Source organism: Flavobacterium sp. (assembly GCF_049240005.1).
Taxonomy (GTDB): domain Bacteria; phylum Bacteroidota; class Bacteroidia; order Flavobacteriales; family Flavobacteriaceae; genus Flavobacterium.
In genome coordinates this window covers 16615-40637 of the sequence record NZ_JBMLTK010000128.1, presented here as the reverse complement: position 1 = coordinate 40637, position 24023 = coordinate 16615, and the positions used below count along the sequence as shown (strand labels likewise).

Genomic DNA, 24023 nt, shown 5'->3' with positions numbered 1-24023 from the left:
TGTTTGACTTGTGATTCTATCATTATTAAATTTTACCCATGCTTCACGACTAGTTTTATAATTGCGCTCATATTCTAAATCATTCTTTAGAGACTGATTATGGATAAAGTCATTCAAAGAGCTATATTCAACTTTACTTTTTTGAGAATATAATTGAAAAAATGAAAAAACAGTCAGCAAGGGTAAAAAGAGAGATTTCATAAGTAGAAAGATTAAAATTAAAAATGAAACCTAGAAAAGAATCTAAAATCATGCTTTCTGAATTTCAAAAATAAAAGTAGATAAAATTTTACTTTAAAAATATAATTAACTGAATTAGAGTATAAAAAAATATAATTTAACTTAATTTTTATAATATAAATAAATTAAAAATAAATTTAATACAAAGTTATATACCGCTCCATAGTTTAGACTGAGAAGTAATTTTAATATCTCTATAGGACTTTATACTTATTAAGTAATAAAAAGAAATTAATTAATTTAAATTTTTTAAAAATACAAATTAGAGATATCCCAACATGACTTGTACTGAAGCTTAAAGACGGCTTAGTTACTTAATCTATTACTCTTTTCCCCTACTTTTGCCACAAAACTTAAAAACGTGTACGAGCATACGTATCCCAAAAAACGATTCGAAAAAACACTGGCGTTTGTAAAGAAACACTTGCCTGCGCACTGCCACATTCTAGATCTTGGCGTAGAAAATCCACTAGGCGAACTTCTCAAAAAAGAGGGCTTTAACGTACAAAATACCTCTGGCGAAGATCTAGATATACACCAAGACGGATTACACATAAACGCCGACGCAGTAACCGCCTTCGAAATTTTCGAACATTTACTCAATCCGTTTACCGTACTGCAAAACGTAAAGAGCCACAAACTCGTGGCTTCTGTTCCGTTGCGTCTCTGGTTTTCACCGGCATATCGTTCTAAAAATGATGTGTGGGACCGACACTTCCACGAATTTGAAGATTGGCAATTCGATTGGCTGCTCGAAAAAGCTGGCTGGAAAATCATCGCCACAGAAAAGTGGACACACCCAGTGAATAAAATCGGTATCCGACCGCTGTTGCACCGAGTTACTCCACGCTATTACATCGTTTACGCGGAACGAATTATCAAATAATACATGAAAATTGCCGTTGTTGTTCCCGCACATAACGAAGAGCCGTTTATTGGTATTCTAATAAACAGCCTTCGAGCGCAAACCCGACAACCCGATCAAGTTGTAGTTGTTTCCGATCACAGCACCGACAATACTGTGGAAGCCGCCCGCAAAGCCGTCGAAAATCACCCAAATTTTGCGGTGATCGAACGTAAATCATCCGCAAAGCACGAACCGGGATCTAAGGTAATACGCGCCTTTCAGGAAGGTTTGCAACAGGTTGAACCTGATTTTGACGTCGTCGTAAAACTCGATGCCGATCTAGATTTACCGCCAAACTATTTTGATTGGTTGGAAACCGTTTTCAAAAATCCGAAGGTCGGAATTGCCGGTGGCCAAGCTGCTATCGAAGTAAACGGACGCTGGGAAGTAGAACGACTCACCGACAACGATCACGTTCGAGGCGCTTTTAAAGCTTACAGCAAAAACTGTTTCGAGAAAATTGGCGGTTTGAAAGCCGCTATGGGTTGGGATACTGTCGATGAACTTCTGGCAAAATTCTATGGCTTTGATGTTATTGTCAACGAAAATCTTATCGTAAAACACCTAAAACCAACCGGTTTCAGCTACAATAAAAAAGCAGCGAAAACCCAGGGCGAAGCGTTCTATAGCCTGGGATACGGATTTTTACTAACAGCAATCGCCTCTCTGAAGCTAGCGCTACGCAAGAAAAAACCAACCTTAGTTTTCACATACTTAACCGGCTTTTTAACGGCTTCCCTTTCGGCGAAAGCCAAATTAGTAACCGCCGAACAAGCCCGCTTTATAAAATCGTATCGTTGGAAAAAAATTAAGCAGAAACTATTTGGATGAACAAGACTCAGAGTAGAATCACTACCTTTACTCTAATTGAAATGCTATGATGTTATTGCGCTATCTGACTCAAATGGGTCGGTATTTTTTAATGATCAAAGAGGTTTTCAACAAACCAACCAAATGGTCGGTTATGAAAGGACTCATCCTTAAAGAAGTCGACGATCTGATAATCGACTCGTTAGGAATTGTGTGTTTTATTTCCTTCTTCGTAGGTGGCGTGGTTTCGATACAAACGGCTCTAAACCTCACTAATCCCTTGATTCCCAAATATCTTATTGGTTTCGCAACCCGACAATCCATTATTCTCGAATTTGCACCCACATTTATTTCGATTATCATGGCCGGAAAAATGGGTTCGTTCATTACATCCAGCATCGGAACCATGCGCGTTACCGAACAAATCGACGCGCTCGAAGTAATGGGCGTTAATTCACTAAACTACCTCGTTTTTCCAAAAATCATAGCGCTACTTTTGTATCCGTTTGTGATCGGAATCTCGATGTTTCTTGGCATTTTCGGAGGTTACGTCGCAGCAGTTTATGGCGGTTTTGCCAGCAGTGCCGACTTTATTGCTGGAACTCAAAACGAATTTATCCCCTTTCACATCGCCTATGCCTTCATAAAAACGTTCATCTTTGCTATTTTACTCGCAACAATACCGAGTTTTCACGGCTACTATATGAAAGGTGGCGCACTGGAAGTCGGTAAAGCATCGACCGTTTCGTTCGTGTGGACATCAGTAACCATCATTACCATGAATTACATTCTAACTCAAATGCTGCTGACATGATAACAATTACCGATGTTAAAAAGGCATTTAACGGCAGTCAGGTTCTTAAAGGAATTTCGACCGTTTTTCGAACCGGTGAAACCAATCTCATCATCGGACAAAGCGGTAGCGGAAAAACCGTTTTGCTGAAAACACTGCTGGGAATTCACAGTCCGGATTCGGGGACTATCGACTTCGACGGACGCATTTACGCCGATCTTTCCAAAGACGAACGCCGGGAATTGCGTACCGAAATCGGCATGGTATTTCAAGGCAGCGCCTTATTCGACAGCATGACTGTGGCCGAAAACGTAGCTTTTCCGCTGCGGATGTTCACCACTAAGTCGAGAGCTGAAATCAACGAACGTGTCGATGTTGTTTTGCAACGTGTAAACCTAATCGACGCTCATAAAAAATTGCCAAGCGAAATCTCCGGCGGTATGCAAAAACGAGTTGCCATTGCTCGAGCCATCGTGAACAATCCGAAATACTTGTTTTGCGACGAACCAAACTCCGGCCTCGATCCCAATACCGCGATTCTTATCGATAACCTAATTCAGGAAATCACCAAAGAATACAACATCACAACCGTGATTAACACCCACGATATGAACTCGGTGATGGAAATTGGTGAAAACATCGTATTCCTAAAAAACGGAATCAAAGAATGGCAAGGAGATAAGTCGCAGATTTTCGTAACCGACAATAAAGCCGTAACCGACTTCGTCTATTCGTCGAATTTATTCAAGAAAGTTCGCGAAGCGTATTTGAAAGGCTAAACAACCTAAGTTCGACAACGACGCCCGTTAATTACAAACGCGCAGCTTCGGCACTAATTTCCTTTATCGATTGCTCGTCGGATAACGGATAAATTAAGATCGTATCATGCGTTTCTACAATCATAAAATTGCTCAAGCCTTTTACTACGATACGTTTGTTCGAAGTCGTGGAAATTACATTTCCATTCGATTCTTTACTCAATAAACGCGCATTTACCACCGCATTATTTTGCGCATCTTTAGGCAACTTTTCGTACAAGGCGCCCCAAGTTCCCAGATCGTTCCAGTCGAAACTCGCGGGTAATACAACAACATTTTGCGCCGGTTCCATCACGGCATAATCGATAGAAATATTTGCTGCTTGCGGATAAACTTGCGCTAATGTTGCTTTCGTTTCCTCAGCCGTTTGTACTTCGCTAAAAACCGAGAACAATTGCATCATTTCCGGCTGATATTTCTCAAAAGCACTCAATACCGAACGTGCGCTCCACACAAAAATTCCAGCATTCCAATAAAAAGTACCGGCAGCTAAAAATTCCTTGGCCGTCTCTAAATCAGGCTTTTCGCGAAACTGCTTGACACGTTTAAATGCGCCTAAATTTTCCCCACTTTCAATGTATCCAAAACCGGTATTCGGAAAGGTCGGAACAATTCCCAATGTAAGCAACACATCTTCGCGCGATGCATATTCCATTGCCAAATCAACATCAGAAATAAATGCTACTTCATCTTCAATAAAATGGTCGCTCGGCGCCACAATAAAAACAGCATCCGGATTTGCTAGTTTAATTTTTAAAGCTGCAAACAAGATACACGGCGCCGTATTGCGCATGGCTGGTTCGGCTATAATGTTATCGTGATGCACTTTTGGCAACTGCTCTGCCACCAAAGAAACGTACGCCTGATTCGTTAAGACCAAAATTTGCGACTCAGGAACAACGCGTTGCAAGCGATCGAACGTTTGTTGCAATAAACTTTTTCCCGTTCCCAACATGTCGTGAAACTGTTTCGGGTGCTCGGCTGTACTCACCGGCCAAAAGCGCGAGCCCACGCCACCAGCCATTATCACTGCAAATCTGTTGTTATTTTTCATGCATTATCTGTTTAACTTCTGCGTTTGGCCTGAATTTGAATCGCCGTCCTGTTTGCACTTCCGTACATTCAATCAGTTTTTGAATTAAGCCAACTTTTCGAAAAACCCGGCCGTCGGGCGTTTGAAAGAAACTGTTGTACGGCAAAGTAAATAAATAATCGTATTCCGTTTCCGGATCGTACTGTTTAAATGCAATCGTTAACGTAACATCGGTTCCATCGCTAGCCGACGGGTTTCGCAAATGACGCGCTAACAATTGCAATAAATCGGCTGGAAAAACCTCCGTATTCAAAACCGGCAACATCAACGTTCGAAACTCGTGTTTCCACTCCAAACCATGCGGTTTTATACGCCGACCGTATTTTTCAAATGCCGTCAAATGCGCAATTTCATGCACCAGCGTCATCAAAAACCGATACTTATTTTTACCGCCGTTTACCGTAATTCGGTGCTTGCCATCCCCTTCCTTGCGGTAATCACCGTGTTTAGTTTTCCGATCGTTCACGATCTGCAAATGCACATGCCAATGCACAATCAGGTCAAAACAGTAGTCGACCGCAGCTTCGGGTACGTATTTCGCTAAAATATCTTTCACAAGGGCGAAATGGTTGTGTGTCAGTCTGTTTTAAATAAATCTTTATGGAGTTGACAACGCGACTGGCAGCACTTTTCCGTTGAAAAAACGATGACCATTTTGCACAAAATCGGCAATAAAACTACCCATTTCCGGCGCAGTTACCGGCGCTACGTAACCCGGAAACGCCTCTGCTAACATTTCGGTTTGCACAGCTCCCAAAGCCAACGAATTAAAATAAATTCCTTGTTCTTTAAACTCTTCTGCCAACAGCTCAAACAACGTAATGAGTGCGCCTTTACTGCTGCTATACGCCGCCAAACCCGAAAATTTGCTGCTTCCTTGTATGCCACCCATCGAACTGATTCCCAAAACATGCGAACCGCGGTGCAAAAACGGCAACAACGCCTGCGTGAGCATTGCCACAGCAAAAACATTCACCCGATAGACCGATTCAAAATCGGCTAAGGTAAGCGACTCAAATTTCTTGCAAATCAAAGTTCCTGCGTTGTGAACTAAACCATCTATGCCACTTATTTCCAAAGATTTAAGTGCGATAGCAATTTTTTCTCCTTCGTTGTCGACCGATAAATCTGCGTTTAACTTAATCAATCGATCCGATTCTAAATTTACTTCGCTAGCGTTTCGACTTACTAAAACCACGCGCGCGCCAGCGTCCAGCAGTGTTTTTACAGTTTCAAGTCCAATTCCGCGCGAAGCTCCTGTTACTAAAAATGTTTTCATATGTATTTGGGCAGTCCGGCCCTAAAAGCGTTATCAAAAAACGGATCTGCGCCGGGCCGTCGCGCTTTCCGCTGCAATCTTTTGTTCCTTCGCAAAGCTACGTAACAAAAGGATTTTCGCTACAATCGCTACTGCGAAAATCAAACCATAAAAAAACCGCTCTTTGAAAGCGGTTTTTTTATCTAAAATCTATTTTTCAAATATTGGTAAATTACGCAAGCATGGTAACTGGCTGTTCCAAATACATACGTAAGGTTTGTAAGAATTGTGCTCCAATAGCACCATCAACCGTACGGTGATCGCAAGCTAAAGTAAGAGTCATCGTATTTCCTACCACGATTTGTCCGTTTTTCACCACCGGCTTTTCTACGATTGCGCCTACCGACAAAATCGCCGAATTCGGTTGGTTAATAATCGACGTAAATTCGCGAATACCAAACATACCTAAATTCGAAATGGTAAACGTACTTCCGTCCATTTCATCTGGCGTAAGTTTTTTACTCTTCGCTCGACCTGCCACATCTTTCACCGCATGTGTGATTTCAGAAAACGACATTTGGTCGGCAAATTTCAAGACCGGAACAACCAAGCCGTCTTCCACAGCAACCGCCACACCAATGTGAATGTGTTTGTTGATCAACGTAGCCTCTTCCGTCCAACGTGAATTTACTTTTGGATGCTTGCGCAACGCCATTGCCGAAGCTTTAATCACCATATCGTTATACGAAACTTTCGTGTCTGGAATGGCATTGATCACGCTACGTGCTGCAATTGCTGCGTCCATATCTACTTCGATTGTCAAGAAGAAATGCGGAGCCGTAAAGCTCGATTCCGACAAGCGTTTTGCGATGATTTTACGCATTTGCGAATTCTTCACTTCCGCAACCGATTCGCTTCCAACAGGCTTGTACACCGGCGCTGGAGTAGCGGCAGTGGCGGCAACAGGAGCAGCAGCGGCTTGTGGTTTGAAGTTTTCAATATCCGATTTAATGATGCGACCGTTTTCGCCAGAACCTTTCACTTGACGCAAATCGATTCCTTTCTCTTCAGCCATTTTGCGTGCCAAGGGAGAAACAAACAAACGACCGCCGGTGTGAGCTACTTCTTCTACAGCAGCAGCAACGGGTGAAGCTACAGCAGTCTCAGCAGCTTGTGACGCAGCTGGCGCAGGAGCAGCTGAAGCTGCATTAACGCCCGACACATCTGTTCCGGCCGGACCAATAATCGCCAACATGCTATCTACTGGAGCCGATTCGCCAGCTTTCACACCAATTTTAAGAAGCGTTCCGGAATGAAACGATTCGAATTCCATTGTTGCTTTATCTGTTTCGATCTCTGCAAGAATATCACCTTCTTTAATTGTATCTCCTTCGACTTTAAGCCAAGTAGCAACAGTTCCTTGCGTCATCGTATCGCTCAAGCGCGGCATAGTAACTACAATCACGCCTTTTGGCAATGCACCGCCAGCAGCTGGAGCAGCAGCCTCGGCAACTGGAGCAGCTTCTTGTTTTGGAGCGGCGTCTGCTTTTGGTGCAGCTTCTGCAGCAGCGTCGTATACTTCGCCAGCTTCACCAATAACGGCAAGCAACGAATCTACAGGCGCTGTTCCGCCTTCTGGCACACCGATGTGTAGCAACACGCCCGAGTTGAATGATTCAAACTCCATGGTTGCTTTATCTGTTTCGATTTCAGCTAATATATCGCCCTCTTTCACCTGATCTCCGACCTTCTTTAACCATTTAGCAACAGTTCCTTCAGTCATCGTATCACTCAGGCGCGGCATGGTAACTTTTGTAGCCATCTATTTCAGTTTATGAGGTAAAAATGGATAATCTTTTTGTTCGTAAACCACATCGTACAATTGCTGTACTTCTGGGAAATCCGATTCTTCGGCAAATGTGGCACACTCTTCGACTAAATCTTTCACACGCTCATCGATAATTTCTATCTCGGCATCGGTTGCGTATTTGTTCTCTTTAATGATGTCGAGAACTTGTGTAATTGGGTCGATTTTTTTGTACTCTTCTACCTCGTCTTTGGTTCGGTATAATTGTGCATCCGACATCGAGTGACCTCTGTATCGGTACGTTTTCATTTCAAGGAATGTAGGGCCATCGCCGCGTCTTGCACGTTCAATAGCTTCGTGCATCGCTTCGGCAACTTTCACGGGATTCATACCGTCAACTGGTCCGCATGGCATTTCGTAACCTAAACCAAGTTTCCAAATATCGCCGTGGTTTGCAGTTCTTTCTACGGAAGTACCCATTGCATAGCCGTTGTTCTCAACGATAAATACTACAGGAAGTTTCCACAACATAGCCATGTTAAAAGCTTCGTGCAAGGAACCCTGACGTGCAGCACCATCACCAAAATAAGTTAAGGTTACGCCATCGCGACCAAAATACTTATCTGCGAAAGCAATACCTGCACCTACTGGAATTTGCGCACCCACGATACCGTGACCACCGTAAAAACCGTGCTCTTTCGAGAAAATGTGCATCGAACCACCCATACCTTTCGAAGTACCGGTAACTTTTCCGAGTAGCTCGGCCATTACTTTTCGTGGATCAACGCCCATTCCGATGGGTTGCACGTGATTTCGGTACGCGGTAATCATTTTATCTTTCGACAAATCCATTACGTGTAGTGCACCAGCTAACACTGCTTCTTGACCATTGTACAAGTGTAAAAATCCGCGAACTTTTTGCTGAATGTAAAGCGCTGCTAGTTTATCTTCGAACTTGCGCCAAAACAGCATATCCTCGTACCACTTCAGGTAAACATCCTTAGTTATTTCTTTCATTTTTTTAAACGATTGTGATTGCTTGACAAATAAAAAACAGTTCTCAAGCGCAAAATAGTTTCCTCACAGCTAGCTTTGCCGGTTTAAACTGTCGGCTGCAAAAATAAAACAATCATTCCGACGAGAAAAATGTAAATATTTTATTTTTAACGAATCAGAGGAAGTTTTTATCAAAAGTGAACGGCAGGAGATCTTTTATCGAGTCGGATTTGAAAATAGCGCCTTCCGCACCCATAAAAAAGAGCTCGATATTATTGTTTGCGAGCATTTCGTATTCTGCAAGCGACTGCCGGCAGGCACCACATGGCGGTATGGGATGCAGATTATCCTTATTTTCGTTACAGGCGGTCACAGCAACTGTTTTTACTGCCACACCTGGATACTTTGCACCGGCATAAAAAACCGCCACTCGCTCGGCACAGAGTCCGCTGGGATAAGCCGCATTTTCTTGGTTAGACCCCGTAACAACCGCTCCGTTTTCGAGTAAAATAGCAGCACCCACTCGGAATCTTGAATAGGGTGCGTAGGCTTGATCGCGGGCAATAATAGCTTCTTGCATCAAAGACGCTACGTCGGCTGGCAATTCAGACAGGTTTTCATAAGTTGTGAACTCAAGATGTACGCTTTGTTTTTTCATAAAGTTCGGAGGAAAAAAAATCCAAATTCTCAATTTTTGAAAATTTGGATTTTGTTGATATCATTGTTGTTCTTCTAATATTCGTCGTATTGCTCACCAAAGTTAAACGTGAGTGAAAATCGCAAGGTGTTTTCTAATGGATTTCGAACGCGGCTCGCCGAAAACAGATATGAAACATCTATTTTCACAATGTTGTATTTGAAACCTGCGCCAAGAGAAAAGAATTTTCTTGCTCCTTTGGTTTCGTTCTCATTAAAATATCCGAGTCGCATCGCAAAACTATCTTGATACAAATACTCTGCGGCAGCTGAGTAAGTAAATTCGCGCAATTCTTCTGCGAAACCATCAGGGGCATCGTTAAAGGATTTAAAGATACCTTCAACCCAACCTACTCTGCGATATTCTTCGTTGTTTAATTGACGTTCTTCATTACTGATTTCACCATCGCCATCTAAATCTTTAGGAATTTGTGGCGTTGGCACCAAAAGCTTTGTTAATTCTAAACTTACCCCTACTTTATTGTAATCGTCGAAAATAAAATCAAAACCACCTCCAAGACGCAGGTTTGAAGGAAGGAAGTTTGTACTAAGATCGTCTGAGTCGTAACTGATTTTCGGGCCTAAATTTTGGAAATTGAATCCGGCACGCCATCTTCCGTTAAAATCGCTATACGCCTGTTCCTCGGATTGGTAATAACCGGCAACATCGACCGCGAATGAAGAAGCTGGTGAAGCATCGCCAGTAGCATCTTGAATTCGAAGCATGGAGCGAATGTATCGTCCAGCAACAGACATAGAGAATCGTTCGCTAAGTTTTAGGGCATACGACCCATCGACTGCTAATTCGTTAGGAGTTACAACTCTTCCTGGATCGTCGAGAGTTTCTTGTAGCACAATATCACCAAGTCCGAAATAGCGAAGCGAAGCTGCAAAGGCAGAACGTTCTCCAATACGGTTGTAGTAAGTAACTTGACTTAGCGCAATATCATTCACTAAATCAGTTAAATACGGCGTATAACTAGCTGAGAAACCTTGTTTATCGATAATAAATGCGTATTTCGCTGGGTTGTATTGCTGGGAAAAAGCATCGGGAGAAGTTGCCACACCTTGATCGGCTAAACCTGCTGAACGCGCATCGGCAGCGACAAGTAAAAAGGGAACTCCGGTCGTTATCACTCGGTTGTCGTCTTGTGCAAAACCCTTGAACATTGCCAACAAACCAAGTAGCAATACTGATTTTCTTTTCATTCTAACGTCTGGAATTATATGAAACAAATATAGTTTTTTTCTAAAGGATAACAAGTTTCTCAATTTTTTCGGATGTTTTTCCCGTTGCTTTCGAGCGTACGGTGAGTTTATAAATGTACGTTCCCTTTCCGATTTTATCTCCAAAATCGTCGCGACCGTCCCAAGTAATACTACGGCTGAGGAAACCTTCGGTGTTAATTACTTGATTTCTAGTCCATACCACTTTTCCTGTGATGGTCATAACTTGAATTTGAACATCTAGATCTTCGAAGGGCCTGTTGTGGGTGAACCAAAATTCTGTATAATTAACAAATGGGTTGGGGTAATTTAGAACATTTTTCAGAGTTAGACTTTCATCTCCAACCACAACAAACTGAATTTCACCCGTCACGGGATTGTTGTATACATCCCAAGCTGTAACCTTAATTGTATGTAATCCCGGTTCTAAACTAGTGAACGGAAATCGAAGTCGTCCACGAGCATAGTTATTTTCATCGGATTCATAATAATCGTTCATGATAAATGGCTTGCTTTCATCGTTATCGAGAATCGCAATAATATCATGACCAATCCCGCTCGCAGTATTAATCCCGTTCTCATCTTCAAAAATTGCAAGAAGAAACGGATTCTCATTGGTGATTCCTCCGTTTACAAAAGTTTCGTCGTTCATGAATAAACGGACCTGTGGAGGCGTGTTATCTACAGGAGGGTTTGGATTTATACCGCCCACTCGAATCGCGGTATTTACACCGGTCTGATCAATAGCTTGGCCCGTTCTTTTGGCATAAAAACTAATTCTACCATTCCCTACAGGAACTTTAATATCGCGTGGAACTATGAATTCAACGTCAAATTTTCCTGCAGTGACAGAAGCATTGCCCCGGAAAATAGTTTCACCCAAATTCATGTAATCTAAAATGATTAATTGACCACTGCTGTTGGTAGTACCGTCGTTTGCCAAAGTTGATCGCTCGATAGCTTTATCGTACACCGTAATACTTGCATCGCCGGTATAATTACTCAGTAAAGTGTTTCCAGTTTCATCGCGAATTTCACCAGTTAGTTTTACTTTAGAAAGCGCCTGAAGATCTACAATTCCGTTTTGAATAGGCGTGTCATTCACTTGCGTTAAAACGATCGTTGGTTTTGGAATAGCTAGTTCTAGAGCCGGATCTCCGATGTAAAAAACCATAAGCGGATTGCTCGACGAATCGTTCTTCGAATTTCGGAGCGCTTCCGCGATAGAGCTTAAATCGTTCGTTCCATATCCGTATAAGTTTGATGCAATCTCTTCGTTAATCTGCTGGCCGGCATCGACGGTAATCTGGCGCGTGGTGGTGAGCAAAGAAATTGCTCCGCCGGCTGGATTCCAATACATAAATTCCCCAGCGGTTGGTCGACCTGGATTGTCAAAACGAGTGAATTCACATGTTATCGTAACGAACAGCGGATATTTGTAACGATTCGTTAGGTTTTGCACATCCGTTTTTTCAAGAATACGTTCATCCGCTAAACCATCTTCTCCGCCGTGTCCGAAATAATTGAAAACCAGAGCACCTTTACCGAACTCGTTTACAAAATCGGTACGCGCTTTCGGATATCGTTCGCCTCCCGCAGAACTTTCCTGAATATAGCTATCGGTGTGTATTTTCGTAACATTAACAAAGGGTTTTGCGGCTACAATATCGGCGGCCAATTCATCGATACCGCTTTGCAAGCGCGCTTCAGCAGCGGCATCGACGTCGTCGGAAATGAGAACGAAGTTGTTTCTCCAACGACCGTAGGATTTAAAATCGTAATATTCGATCACTTTATTAACCATTTCGGCAGCTTTTGCAAGTGAGTTTACGGGCATTCTGCCGACAGCTACGTCGAGACCTGTCGCAGCAGCGGGATTCATATTCCCTTCGGATTCATCCAATAAAACAAAAAAGTCGTCTGAGATAAAAGACGAAAAGCGCGAGAACGGATCTACAGCATGAAAAATTGGAACGAAATTGGTATTGTTCCGTGTTCGATTTAGCGGATCGTATGAAGCATCGCCAAAAAGACAGAGGTATTTGAGTCGGTTTTCTGGCGAAGATGCATTGTGATACACGTATCTGATGAAATTTCGGATAGCGCCAATGTCTTGTTTACCACCTCCAAATTCGTTAAATATGGGCTCTAATTCTACGACTTTAACGTTAAGACCGCCTCGAAGTCTATGAAAATTTGCTAAACGCTCGGCTTCAGAAGCAAAAAGTTTTGGTGTGATTATGATGTAATCGATGTCTGTAAAAGCAGCGTTTTGCGAGTTAAATATGGTTCCTTTTAGATTCTGATTTGCCACCTTGGAATTAGACAATCTTCTCGGAGTGAGAAAGTTCTGTTCGTCTACGACGAGAAATCGCGGGCTATTGGCAGTTTCAAACTTAAAACTCAACGTATTTTGAGCTGCTGCATTTGAAATTGCTTTCACATTATAAATATCTGTAATATCCCATATTTGTTCAATCCCTGAGGAATTAGCAATATTAAACTGCGCGACAGGCTCTGCTGTTGGTAAATTATCAACCCAAAATCTGTATGATGTATTATTGCCTGCAAGCCGGGCTTTAGCTCTGACTATAATATAGTCTAAAAATCCTCTAGATCCTGGAACTCCGTTGTTGTCGAATTCGACATCTACAGTCATGATTTGAGTTGCAGGAACTGTAAAAGTGCTATTACCCGCAAAACCTTGGATAGTGATGCTGTTTGCAATTGTAAGAGCGCTTAAGTTTATCGTTGTTCCCGCAGCACCGTTAACTAAGAAATTAAACTTAGTGGAGGTGAACGCCGATGCGCAGGCAGAAACCGTAATTCGTGCCTCGGTTCCAGCAACTAATTCCGGTAGCTCAAATTCAAAGGAGCGTTCGTTTTCTACGGTGAAGTCCTCGCCAAACCACCTTCTCCCTAAACGAGCTACGTTAACCAAGTCCTTTTCATGGTATAAGTACGCATCATAACTGTCGAAAGATGTTGAAGCGGCTTGCTCAGGTTCCACGAAAGTGGAAATTCGTTTCCCTTGCCCACTCACCGTTATATAATAATAGGTCTCAGTAGCGTACAAGTTGTTGTGGGTGACATTTTCTAAACTCCAATTGTCTACACCTTCGCCGTAGAACAAAATATAATCTGCAGCGTCGAACTTACCATCGGATTCACCGGCTACAAAAATCGCATTTTCGGCTAAATCGGTGGGATAATCGACATTGTTTCGCAGCGGAAGCATTCGTCCTCCGTTTCCAAAAAGACGAATTTGCCGTGGATCAATTTGATTGACGTTTATGCCCAATTGTTGCAAGAAGGAACGAGAAATCTTGTATAAACCCGATTTTTCAATGGCAAATTTGTACCAATTTCCCGAAGTTAACACTGAATTTTGAATACCGGTAAACGAAGCTTGAGAACGCTCTTGAGCTTCCTGTTTCGGGCGTAAATTAAAGGAAAATGACTCTAAACGAACAGCTGCACCGTTGATACGAGCAACCGCATTAACCTTAATTCGCGCTTTTGTTTGGTTTCTGCTCTTTGAAATAAAAAAAATTGCATTGAAATCATTGGGCAGCTTTACTTGTCCAAGTGTCGACAATTGTATGTTAGAAAGTGGAGCAGTTACCACGTTTGTTAATTCTACATCGTAGCTCCCCGAACGAATGTCCTTTAATATCTGAGCATATTCGATTAGCTGCTCCTCGGCATCATAAACATAATGTGTAGCATCAAAAGAAAGCGGATTGATTAGATTGCCTGTCGCGGCATCGAATTTTGGCTCACTCCAGTTGATAGATATGGAGCCATTTGTTTGCCCAAACAAACGAATAGAAACGACAAGGAAAAGTACTAGAAATGTTCGCATCAGTAAGGAAACGTAAACTTTTGGTAAATATTGCGGCGGTAAAAATAAATTTAAAATGTAGGGAAAAACAATAAATAGATGCTTAATTCGTTCTAAGGTTGTGCAGATTTAAGAAAGCACTTGTAATTGTTTAAAAATGTGTTGCGATATAAGAGTTAATTGTTATATTGCGCTCCAAAATTTTATTACCTGCTGAACGTATGAAAATAAACAAATTTCCGGCTGTACGCTTGATTTTGTCAATGGCACTTGTCTTTGTTGCTGCCAGTTGTAGCAAAAATTCTGGCGGAAAAAACACTTCTTCCGCAACTGGATGGAAGTTAAACGACAAGCGAGGAGGATTTCAAGTAAACACGAAGTACAAGAACCAGCAAGCAGCTCCAGGCTTGGTACTCGTTGAAGGTGGAACTTTTACTATGGGAAAAGTTCAAGATGATGTGATGCACGATTGGAACAACAGTCCAAACCAGCAACACGTTCAGTCGTTCTACATGGATGAAACAGAAGTTACCAATTTAATGTATATGGAATACTTAGATTGGTTGAAAAAAGTTTTTCCACCAACAGAAGACAACTATAAAAATATTTACGAAGGCGCTTTGCTTGATACTTTGGTATGGAGAAATCGTTTAGGATATAACGAAACGATGACCAACTATTACTTGCGTCATCCAGCGTATTCTAATTACCCAGTAGTTGGTGTTAATTGGATCCAAGCAACTGAGTTTGCTAAATGGAGAACTGACCGTGTAAACGAAGCACTTCTTGAGAAAAACGGCTATTTGAAAAAAGATGCTAAGATTTTAAATCAAAGTGCAGAAAGTACATTTAGTACTGAAACTTACTTGGCAGCACCTACAAAAACCTACGGTGGTAACGAAGAAATCGTACTAAAAGGTAAAAATGGTAAGGCGAAACCAATTAAGACTAAAGGTTCTAAAGGTCAGCCAGGTGAAACGAAAGAGCCTACCAATATTTATGCTCAAATAAGTTCAGGTATTATGTCACCTGAATACAGACTTCCAACAGAAGCTGAATGGGAATATGCAGCTGCTTCTGACGTAGGTAATCGTGAATACAACAACTACAAAGGACAAAAGAAATATCCTTGGAAAGGAACCTACACTCGTTCTGGAACTAGAAAATATCGTGGCGATCAATTAGCCAACTTCAAACAAGCTAAAGGTGACTACGGTGGAATTGCAGGGTGGTCTGACGACGGAGCAGATATCACAAACGCTGTAAAATCGTATCCACCAAACGACTTTGGATTATATGATATGGCAGGTAACGTATCAGAGTGGGTTGCCGACGTTTATCGTCCAATTGTTGATGATGAAGCAAATGATTTCAACTACTACCGTGGAAACGTGTACACCAAGCAAAAAATTGGTGAGGATGGTAAAGTAGAGTTAGTAACTCCTGAAAATGTCAAGTATGACACTATCAGCAACGGTAGAATTATGGCGAGAAATTTCCCAGGACAAATTGCGACGGTACCAGTTGATGAGAAAGAAACTTATCTACGTCAAAACTTTGACAAGTCAGACATGAGAAATTACCGCGACGGTGACAAGCAATCTACACGTTACTTTGACTTCGGCAACTCTGAAGACGACGATAAAGCTAAGGACACGAAGCGCATGTACGACTCTCCCAAGCACAATGTTTCGGTTGATAGCATAGGACAGATGACCAGAAAATACGATAAGTCTAGCAAACGAACTACGCTTGTAAACGATGATGTTCGTGTTTTCAAAGGTGGAAGCTGGAGAGACCGCGCTTACTGGTTGGATCCTGCGCAACGCAGATATTTCCCACAAGATATGGCTACTGATTACATCGGATTCCGTTGCGCCATGTCGCGTGTTGGTCCTAAATCAGACAAGAAAAAAAGAGCTAGAAATTAAGCTCCAAAAAAAGTAATCTTAGAGTAGCCGATTTCACAAGAATCGGCTACTTTTTTTTAGTATTTTCATACATTTACATATAATGTCGTTGCCCATGTCGATATCTGACTTACATCAATTATTTATAGAATCAGCTGGTATTTCAACCGATACGCGTAAAATTAAATCGAATTCAATCTTTTTTGCTCTCCGAGGACCAAATTTTGATGCTAATAAATTTGCCGCCGACGCACTTGAAGCGGGCGCTGCGTATGTAGTAATTGACAATCCTAAATATGTGATAGATCACCGTACGGTCTTGGTTGATAATTGCCTTATTGCTTTACAACAATTAGCGCACTATCACAGAAATTTTCTGGGTATTCCTATTATTGCACTTACAGGCAGCAATGGAAAAACAACCACAAAAGAGTTAATACATGTCGTATTACAAGAAAAATTCAACACCAAAGCAACAATTGGCAACTTAAATAATCATATTGGTGTTCCGTTAACACTTTTATCGTTCGACAGAGAAACCGAAATAGGAATTGTTGAAATGGGCGCCAACCATCAGAAAGAAATTGAACAACTATGTCGAATAGCTGAACCGGATTTTGGTTACATTACTAATTTCGGGAAAGCGCATTTAGAAGGTTTTGGTGGTATTGAAGGCGTCATTAAAGGGAAAACAGAATTATACAAATACTTAGCAAACCGACAAAAAGTAGCTTTCGTCAACGCCGACGACAGCACACAAGTTCAAAAATCTAATAGTATAAAAACTGTTTCTTTCGGTTTTTCAAATACCAAAGCTGATATTCAATTTCAAAACTTAACAAATGAGGCTGAAGTAGGTGTTATGCTTCGTGACCAAAAAATTGTGTCAAAACTAGTTGGCAAATACAACATCCCCAATATTTGTGCTGCAGTTGCAATTGGTACTTACTTCGAAATTCCAATAGAAAACATTAAATCGGCAATTGCACAATACACACCTACAAACAACCGGTCGCAAAACATCAAAATTGGAAAAATTGAGATTATTTCCGATGCTTACAATGCAAATCCAAGTAGCATGGAAGCTGCATTACGTAACCTAGCATCAGCAAAAGCGACACAAAAGATGGCCATTTTAGGCGACATGTATGAATTGGGTGCCGAAAGTTCCAAGGAACACGCATTGTTGATCAAATTAGCAAATGATTTAAAACTGCCAACTATATTTATCGGACCAAGTTTTTCGGCTGCTAAATGCACGTTTGACCACCAGCAATTTTACGTGAGTTTTGACGATTTTGCGCTCAATTTCAAACAGGACTTAACTGATACATTAATTTTAGTAAAAGGATCTCGTGCTATGGCATTGGAACGCGTAATTCCATTGCTTGAGAAGGTACAGCAGAAAGTTAATTAAAACAATGAACTGAAATGCTTAAAATCAATTGTAAAAAATAAAATTTAGTATTTTTACAGAAGTTAGGTATTATCCCCACCTCTAAAAGCCGTCACCATGAAGTACGTGCTATTTTTGTTATTACTTGTTTCGCAAAGTTACGGCCAGCTTACCGCATTCACCGTTGACGTTACACCTACGCCCGAAACTTGTCCTTCAAACGGAAGTATTTCGATTGTTGTAAATAATCAAACTGCGGGTAGTAACATTACTTTTTTTATATACGAACTGCCTAACACAACTAACCCAATTGATCAGTTTACTACCTTACAACGCGGCTCTCTAACTTCTGGAAACTACCGATTAACAGCCGTTCAGACACTTGGAAACGAACAAAACTCAGCTAGTGAAGATTTTACAATTGTGGAACAGTTAACCGAACTGGAGTTTACAATCGCTCAAAGTGTAAGCAGTTCTTGTAATTCAAATGCCGGTGTTTTAACTGTTGATGTAACGTCAGGAAATCCGCCTTATTTGTACGATATAATCAGTGGCCCAATCATTTTTCCGCAACAATCTTCAAACGTTTTCTCTGGTTTGCCCGCAGGTGAGTTTTTAGTACGGGTTACCGACTTATGCGGATCCGATGTATTTGAATACACCTTAACACTACCATTAAACCAGATATCCATTGGTTTGAATACTTTTCCACTAACGATAAATTCCTGTACTTCGACTACTTCCACCAATGCACTAACAGCTGGTGAAGGCACCACCATAATCTATCCATTGACCGCAACCTACACGATCAACTATCCAACAGGAACCGTTATTGTTTCAACCGTGATTCCAAACGGACCATCCGATGTATTGGAAATCAGTCGCGACTTTGAATTATTTCCAGGTGTTACCTATACCTACGACCTACAAATAGTTGACTCTTGCAACACAACGTTCAACAGTAATGGAAACGAAATATCATTTGCCCCGTCTGTAGCATTAAGTGGTGAACCTAATGAATGCTTACAAGACAACTTGATTTTAAGCGTAAGTAATATTTCTCCTCCCTATTTTGTTAATTTCACTACTGCTCCACCTTCTTTTGTGCCAACAGATTTCGTTGCAACCTATCCTGGACCATTCACCGAAACTCAAATCACTTTTGGAAGTGAAACTGATTTACCGCCTCCCGGAATCTACGAAGTATCTATTTCAGATGCCTGTGGGCGAACTGCAACGGCGCAATACGAAATAATCGAAGAAGAAATTGAACCCGAGACAAGAGCATCTAATGGAAATTGCAATACGGGTACAGGGACCGTTAGAATTTCCCTACCACAAGATCGCGAAATTGTACAGGCAACCATGGTCAGTGCTCCTGCTACATACCCTAATCCAGTTCCGATTGATGTATCAGGCAATATCATTTCTAGCAGCGGAGATTTAGTTATTACAGGCCTCCCCGTTGGAACTTACGATTTTACTTTAGTAGATAATTGTGGTACAGTTTACGATTCTACCGACGTTACCGACGCCACAATCCAACCCTATCAACCGCTTGCTCTCAATGCCGCAGTTGCACCTAGCTGTAGCAGTGGCTTTGGAGCAGTAAGAGTCCGATCCGGAAATGGTGCCTTAACAAGTTTACAAATTATAGCAGCTCCTACAACCTACCCTTTACCCTTACCAGCTAACGTAAGTTCGTTAATAACAAGCGGGACTGCCTTCTTACCCGAGTTACCAGCGGGCGATTATGTCTTCGAAGGAGTTGATGTTTGTGGAGTTACGCAAACCTTAAATGTTACTGTTGTTGGCTATGTTCGGGGAACTACAAACTACAATTATGAACAAAACTGCGGTTCATTTAACCTTACAGTAAATGATACCGGAAGTATATTAGGGAGCAATTACTGGTGGCAACGATTTAATCCCGAAGAGCAAACTTGGGAACATCCGATAACGGGTGAAAATTATGTCGAAAACACCGACTTAACTGAAAACAATGCAATTGCTTTAACTAACGGAGAAACACTTTTAAACCAGTCGATTATAGGAACTTTCAGAATCATTAAGGTGTTTCAAAGTTTCAATAACGGCGTTTTCTATTGCTTAGAAGTTTTTGACCCTTTTACATTTTCAGGAAATCTTGAAGTAGTTTCAGTTTCTAGTATAGAGTGTATAGAAAATGATCCAAATAAAGACGTTTTGATTCAAGTTAGTGGAGTTCCACCCTACAATTTTAGCATTCAAGCGATTGATGGGGTACCAACTGTATTTGATAACGGAACGAACAATGTCTTTCAAAATCTCAGTAATGCTATTTACGATTTTGAAATTGAAGATTCGTGCGGACGTAGAATTTTTTATTCCGTTAATGTAAATTCTCTAGCACCCGTTGCAGTTGCAAATACCCCTACTACACCTCAAATCCTGGCATGTACAAACCCAGGAATTACAACTGGGGTTGCTTTCGATTTAACAACATTTCAACAAGAAATTCTTGGCAACCAGACGGCAGGACTCTATGAAATTAGCTATTTTGTTGACCCAACTGAGAGAGACAGCAATACCAATAGAATAGAAACACCAAATAACTTTTTAAACACTTCAAATCCGCAAACTATTTATGTCCGTGTCGATAATCTAAGTACTGATGTTTGCTACGGAACAACAGAATTTACAATCAATGCTGTCGAAAACCCTATTTTGCAGCAACAACCCCAGCAAACTATCTGTGAAAATGGGACCGATGTTTTTTTGTTTGCTGAAAGTGGCTTCGATAGCTATTTGTGGAGCACTGGTGCAACAACACAGTTCATACGCGTTTCTGAGGCAGGAACTTATACAGTTACTTGCCGTAATAACCTTGGCGATTTATTCTGCGAAAGCAGTGTTGACTTCTTGGTAACAGCATCATCTGCACCAACTGAACTTTCTATAGACTCGTTGGACTGGACTGAAAATCAAAACTCAATCACTGCAGTGGCAAATGGTAGTGGCACTTACGAGTACAGCATCAATGGCGGTCCGTTTCAAAATAACGGAAATTTCACCGATCTCTCGCCAGGCGTATATACAATAACAGCTGTTGATATTTTTGGTTGCGGCGATCTCAGCAGAGATGTCGTGTTGTTAAATTATCCGAAATTCTTCACCCCCAATGGAGACGGATTCAACGATACGTGGCATATCAAAAATGCCGTATTTGAACCGGGTATTGAAATAATAATTTTCGATCGATACGGAAAAATTCTAACTTCTTTACAATCCGATAGCGAAGGTTGGGACGGTACGTACAACGGACAAAATATGTTCTCCGACGATTATTGGTTTCGGGTGATCCGCGCAGATAAACGAATTCACCTTGGACATTTTACTTTGAAACGATAATTCGTTTGTAAAGCAGTATAGATAATTGAACTACTCCCAAGAGTAAAAACGCAGCTCCCAAAATCTGCTTCAACGAAAATGTACCGGTAAATGCGGCACTATTTAAATAACTCAAGCAGAAAATAAACGTTAACATGCCCACGGTAGTTCCTATTAAAGTGCCACCCAAGTAGAAGCTAAATCGATCACGATTTGTATCTGCGAACTTGGAAGAAACCACGTAAATGTTCCAAGCTACCCAAAACGGCAGCTGAAAAAAATTTAAACTACTTAATAAAATACCCCTTTGAAACGAACCGAAACTTTCGAAAGGATTTGCTACTGTAGTTTGTGTTTCCACAGACGAAAACAGCAGGGAAAAGCCGATGGCAATCAAAAAGAAATTCGAAAACAACTTCAAAAAAAACTGCAAACGCTGCTGCTTACTCAACACAGCCGCGAAATAGAACGTGCTCGAAATTACTAGGGCTTCAATGAGTACAACTCCAGCAATAAAGGCAAGTAAATCGGCAATTCCGATTTGGGAATAAATTGAAAAGCCTACTAAATTTAAGTATCCAAGCGGAACAGACCCTATAAAAGAGATGACAAATCCGGCCAATAGCGCTCTAAGTACTTTCATTAAAAATTTTGGATGGTCTGATTGAGCTTGTTATGCATACGTAATTCTGCCATGCCTTCGCGAAACGTAAGGTATCGAAAACCGCGTTTGTGATTCATCCTAGAAATACGATACATGTACGCGAAATGTCGGCACAACTCGTTCCAAGCAAAGAAAATCCCGTGCTTAGGATCATAAATATGTGTCGGTTCACTGCCCGCACCATTCACTTCCACAAACATAAAATTTTTCCCCGCTTGTAAATCGGCTTTTGATTTAAACATCACATCAATTCGACCGAAATAAAAATCGGGCATTTGCTTTACATATTTTTCAATACCTAAACACATTTCAGTTGTAATCCAATCCGAGTAATCGTAAAATTTCGATCCACGAGCGTGATTCCCAAACGGAACAATAATTTTACTTTTTCCAACTTCTAAAACCTCATGCAAATTAATCGCACCTTGCCTTTTAATCGCCGAAAGTTGCATCGCAAAACGTAAATTCTTCAACAACAACTGTTCGATAGTCGATTTCCCATCACCAACCACAGTCATAAATTCTTTACCAACAATTCCGGTAATGCGACCGTTTTCTTGGCCAGGCAAGCGCACATAAAAGATTCCTACCTCACTGCTGTACGGAATCAGATTTTGTAAAATGTATTTGAAGTCGGCTTGTTGGTGATAATTCAACCATTGTTCTGCGTTTTCCAACTTAACAACAGCCGATCCGCGCAAACCCATATCGGGCTTAGCAATGCACGGAAACACAATGTTGTTGCGCTCCCGTTCGGCATTACAGCTCTCGAAATCTGCATCCGGCGAAACTAAAATCGTAGTCGGATACGCTTCTTTGGGTAACTGATCGTAAATGTCTTTCTTACTTTCGTTCAAATAACCGCCGTTCTTGATATTCGGATTACAGGCATTAAAGAAGAAAATGTGCCGTTCGCGCAAGGCATAAAATGCCCATTGAAAATAAATGGGAACATAAACCACTTGAAACGGCCAATATTCCCAATTGAATAGTTTATGAAAAAAAATGCGGATTTTAAGCAACGGATATCGGGTTTTCTTTGTTTTCGAGCAAATCAACATACTTCATTTCCAAACCTTGTTCGGTTTCTACTAACTGAGTAATGCTTATGGTTTGCAGTTGATTTGCGCGCTTCATTACTATACCGTTTTGAGAGTTTCCGGCATTTTTCAAGTTGTGAAATTTGAAAATGGTATCGGCATCTGGCTGCGGATTCCTTTCTAAAAACTCGGCAAACCAACGTTCGCGTTCCAATCGGGTTTCGGCATCGTACAAGGTAGCCGACGAATAAATATGGTTGTCGTTTCTCGATAAGAGCTTTAGAAACTTTTCGGAACCATTCCAACGAAATTCGTGTAAACTACCGTTTTGATAAATCACTAAGGTAAAAGGCTCCACGCGATCGAGATCAATCAAATCGATACCCGCAATAATATCGTCTTGAATCAGTAATTCCAAGACGATCAAACCTCTACTTAGTCGGTACGGCGGTTGGTGTTTGTGCTTTTCGAAGGCGCCATTCAGTAAAACAATGGCTTTTTGCTGGGTATCGGTTGCAAACCAAGTTCCGCCGGCAGCAGGATCTTTCGGAAAAAAAACCGATTTCCCTTTCACTTCGTAAAACCGCGGCGTTTCGGCACGACGATAAGTAACCTCGTCGCGGTTCGAAGTGATAATTAATTTATTGTTTTTGGAAACAACTGTTACTGTGCACATTGCTGTCGATATGCTATAGTTGAGCGCGCAACGCCAAAACTTTCAGGAATGTCGATATCCTTAATTCCGAGTAGCGCCACTTTAATCAAGGCTTGATGATGTATGCAATGCTCGTAGTTGTAGAGCAATTCGCGCTGATAATTTGTAGCGATGTTCAGGTTTTGTCCGTCGACGGTTTGCACTAAGGCAAGCAACTTATCATCTTTGATCAAGCTTACTTTCAGACCATTTATAGCATCAATGGCTGCTGCTACCGAAGTTTGAAGCAGCAAGTCGCGCTTCCGGTTGTCGTAATGAACCTCGGCTGTAGTGTAAGCTTGTTCCAAGCACTGAAACATTTCGATAATATGACGCGTGTGTTCTCCAATGCTGGCTTCGCTTAAAGAAGAATTCTTTGCGGTATAAGCAGCATTATCGAGCTGTTCTAAAACAAACAGCAAATTATCAAGTCCAGCGTCAACAGCAGAAAACATCATGAG

Annotated in this window: 20 protein-coding genes; 7 read left to right on the top strand and 13 right to left on the bottom strand. The window is 41.4% G+C overall.

Annotated elements, in window-relative coordinates:
• Window positions 1-201, bottom strand: a 201-nt coding sequence (locus ACOVQQ_RS12930) for a hypothetical protein (protein WP_421818559.1), incomplete at its 3' end; no start/stop codon positions are given.
• A gap of 400 nt (window positions 202-601) precedes the next feature.
• Here ACOVQQ_RS12930 and ACOVQQ_RS12925 point away from each other — a divergent pair.
• From ACOVQQ_RS12925 to ACOVQQ_RS12910, 4 genes are read left to right on the top strand one after another with little or no spacing between them, the layout of a single operon-like run.
• A complete protein-coding gene (locus tag ACOVQQ_RS12925) occupies window positions 602-1126 on the top strand; it encodes a methyltransferase (RefSeq protein WP_421818558.1) in 525 nt (174 codons plus the stop codon).
• Between the two features lie 3 nt (window positions 1127-1129).
• Entirely contained in the window at window positions 1130-1978 is an 849-nt protein-coding gene (locus ACOVQQ_RS12920; protein WP_421818557.1) for a glycosyltransferase, read from the top strand.
• 46 nt (window positions 1979-2024) lie between these two features.
• On the top strand, window positions 2025-2771 hold the full coding sequence (locus tag ACOVQQ_RS12915; RefSeq protein ID WP_094486144.1) for an MlaE family ABC transporter permease: 747 nt from the start codon (window positions 2025-2027) through the stop codon (window positions 2769-2771).
• Complete coding sequence (locus ACOVQQ_RS12910) at window positions 2768-3529, top strand: ABC transporter ATP-binding protein (RefSeq protein ID WP_421818556.1); 762 nt, start codon at window positions 2768-2770, stop codon at window positions 3527-3529. The genes ACOVQQ_RS12915 and ACOVQQ_RS12910 overlap by 4 nt, the downstream gene beginning before the upstream one ends.
• Before the next feature lie 31 nt (window positions 3530-3560).
• On the opposite strand, the gene ACOVQQ_RS12905 is transcribed toward ACOVQQ_RS12910, so the two are convergent.
• The 8 genes from ACOVQQ_RS12905 to porU form a co-directional block, all read right to left on the bottom strand.
• Window positions 3561-4622 carry a mannose-1-phosphate guanylyltransferase gene (locus tag ACOVQQ_RS12905; RefSeq protein WP_421818555.1) on the bottom strand — a complete coding sequence of 354 codons (1062 nt, stop codon included), beginning with the start codon at window positions 4620-4622 and terminating at the stop codon, window positions 3561-3563.
• Window positions 4612-5217 (bottom strand): sprT domain-containing protein, encoded by a 606-nt coding sequence (locus tag ACOVQQ_RS12900; protein ID WP_421818554.1) that lies wholly within the window; start codon window positions 5215-5217, stop codon window positions 4612-4614. The genes ACOVQQ_RS12905 and ACOVQQ_RS12900 overlap by 11 nt, the downstream gene beginning before the upstream one ends.
• Window positions 5218-5259: 42 nt before the next feature.
• Window positions 5260-5940 carry an SDR family NAD(P)-dependent oxidoreductase gene (locus tag ACOVQQ_RS12895; protein WP_421818553.1) on the bottom strand — a complete coding sequence of 227 codons (681 nt, stop codon included), beginning with the start codon at window positions 5938-5940 and terminating at the stop codon, window positions 5260-5262.
• A 211-nt stretch (window positions 5941-6151) separates the two neighbouring features.
• Window positions 6152-7741 carry a 2-oxo acid dehydrogenase subunit E2 gene (locus ACOVQQ_RS12890; protein WP_421818552.1) on the bottom strand — a complete coding sequence of 530 codons (1590 nt, stop codon included), beginning with the start codon at window positions 7739-7741 and terminating at the stop codon, window positions 6152-6154.
• Window positions 7742-8743, bottom strand: a complete 1002-nt coding sequence (gene pdhA / locus ACOVQQ_RS12885) for a pyruvate dehydrogenase (acetyl-transferring) E1 component subunit alpha (protein ID WP_094486151.1) — start codon at window positions 8741-8743, stop codon at window positions 7742-7744.
• Window positions 8744-8897: 154 nt separating this feature from the next.
• Window positions 8898-9380, bottom strand: a complete 483-nt coding sequence (gene cdd / locus ACOVQQ_RS12880) for a cytidine deaminase (protein ID WP_421818551.1) — start codon at window positions 9378-9380, stop codon at window positions 8898-8900.
• A 74-nt stretch (window positions 9381-9454) separates the two neighbouring features.
• Window positions 9455-10627 (bottom strand): type IX secretion system outer membrane channel protein PorV, encoded by a 1173-nt coding sequence (porV, locus tag ACOVQQ_RS12875; protein ID WP_421818550.1) that lies wholly within the window; start codon window positions 10625-10627, stop codon window positions 9455-9457.
• Between the two features lie 40 nt (window positions 10628-10667).
• Window positions 10668-14510 (bottom strand): type IX secretion system sortase PorU, encoded by a 3843-nt coding sequence (gene porU / locus ACOVQQ_RS12870; RefSeq protein WP_421818549.1) that lies wholly within the window; start codon window positions 14508-14510, stop codon window positions 10668-10670.
• Between the two features lie 200 nt (window positions 14511-14710).
• Between porU and gldJ the strand changes: the two genes are divergently transcribed.
• The 3 genes from gldJ (at window position 14711) to ACOVQQ_RS12855 (ending at window position 21185) form a co-directional block, all read left to right on the top strand.
• The gene (gldJ, locus tag ACOVQQ_RS12865; RefSeq protein WP_421818548.1) at window positions 14711-16420 is read left to right on the top strand and encodes a gliding motility lipoprotein GldJ; all 1710 of its coding nucleotides are present in this window, start codon (window positions 14711-14713) and stop codon (window positions 16418-16420) included.
• Window positions 16421-16514: 94 nt separating this feature from the next.
• On the top strand, window positions 16515-17816 hold the full coding sequence (locus ACOVQQ_RS12860) for a UDP-N-acetylmuramoyl-tripeptide--D-alanyl-D-alanine ligase (protein WP_421818547.1): 1302 nt from the start codon (window positions 16515-16517) through the stop codon (window positions 17814-17816).
• 96 nt (window positions 17817-17912) lie between these two features.
• Window positions 17913-21185 carry a T9SS type B sorting domain-containing protein gene (locus ACOVQQ_RS12855; RefSeq protein ID WP_421818546.1) on the top strand — a complete coding sequence of 1091 codons (3273 nt, stop codon included), beginning with the start codon at window positions 17913-17915 and terminating at the stop codon, window positions 21183-21185.
• Here the strand turns inward: ACOVQQ_RS12855 and ACOVQQ_RS12850 are convergent.
• From ACOVQQ_RS12850 to ACOVQQ_RS12835, 4 genes are read right to left on the bottom strand one after another with little or no spacing between them, the layout of a single operon-like run.
• Window positions 21169-21807, bottom strand: coding sequence for a hypothetical protein (locus ACOVQQ_RS12850; protein ID WP_421818545.1), 639 nt, complete (start codon window positions 21805-21807; stop codon window positions 21169-21171). The genes ACOVQQ_RS12855 and ACOVQQ_RS12850 overlap by 17 nt on opposite strands.
• Complete coding sequence (locus tag ACOVQQ_RS12845) at window positions 21807-22850, bottom strand: D-alanine--D-alanine ligase (protein WP_421818544.1); 1044 nt, start codon at window positions 22848-22850, stop codon at window positions 21807-21809. The genes ACOVQQ_RS12850 and ACOVQQ_RS12845 overlap by 1 nt, the downstream gene beginning before the upstream one ends.
• Window positions 22843-23544 carry an NRDE family protein gene (locus ACOVQQ_RS12840; protein WP_421818543.1) on the bottom strand — a complete coding sequence of 234 codons (702 nt, stop codon included), beginning with the start codon at window positions 23542-23544 and terminating at the stop codon, window positions 22843-22845. Before ACOVQQ_RS12840 ends, ACOVQQ_RS12845 begins: the two co-directional genes overlap by 8 nt.
• Window positions 23532-24020, bottom strand: a complete 489-nt coding sequence (locus ACOVQQ_RS12835) for a hypothetical protein (protein WP_094486160.1) — start codon at window positions 24018-24020, stop codon at window positions 23532-23534. Before ACOVQQ_RS12835 ends, ACOVQQ_RS12840 begins: the two co-directional genes overlap by 13 nt.
• Window positions 24021-24023 lie beyond the last annotated feature (3 nt).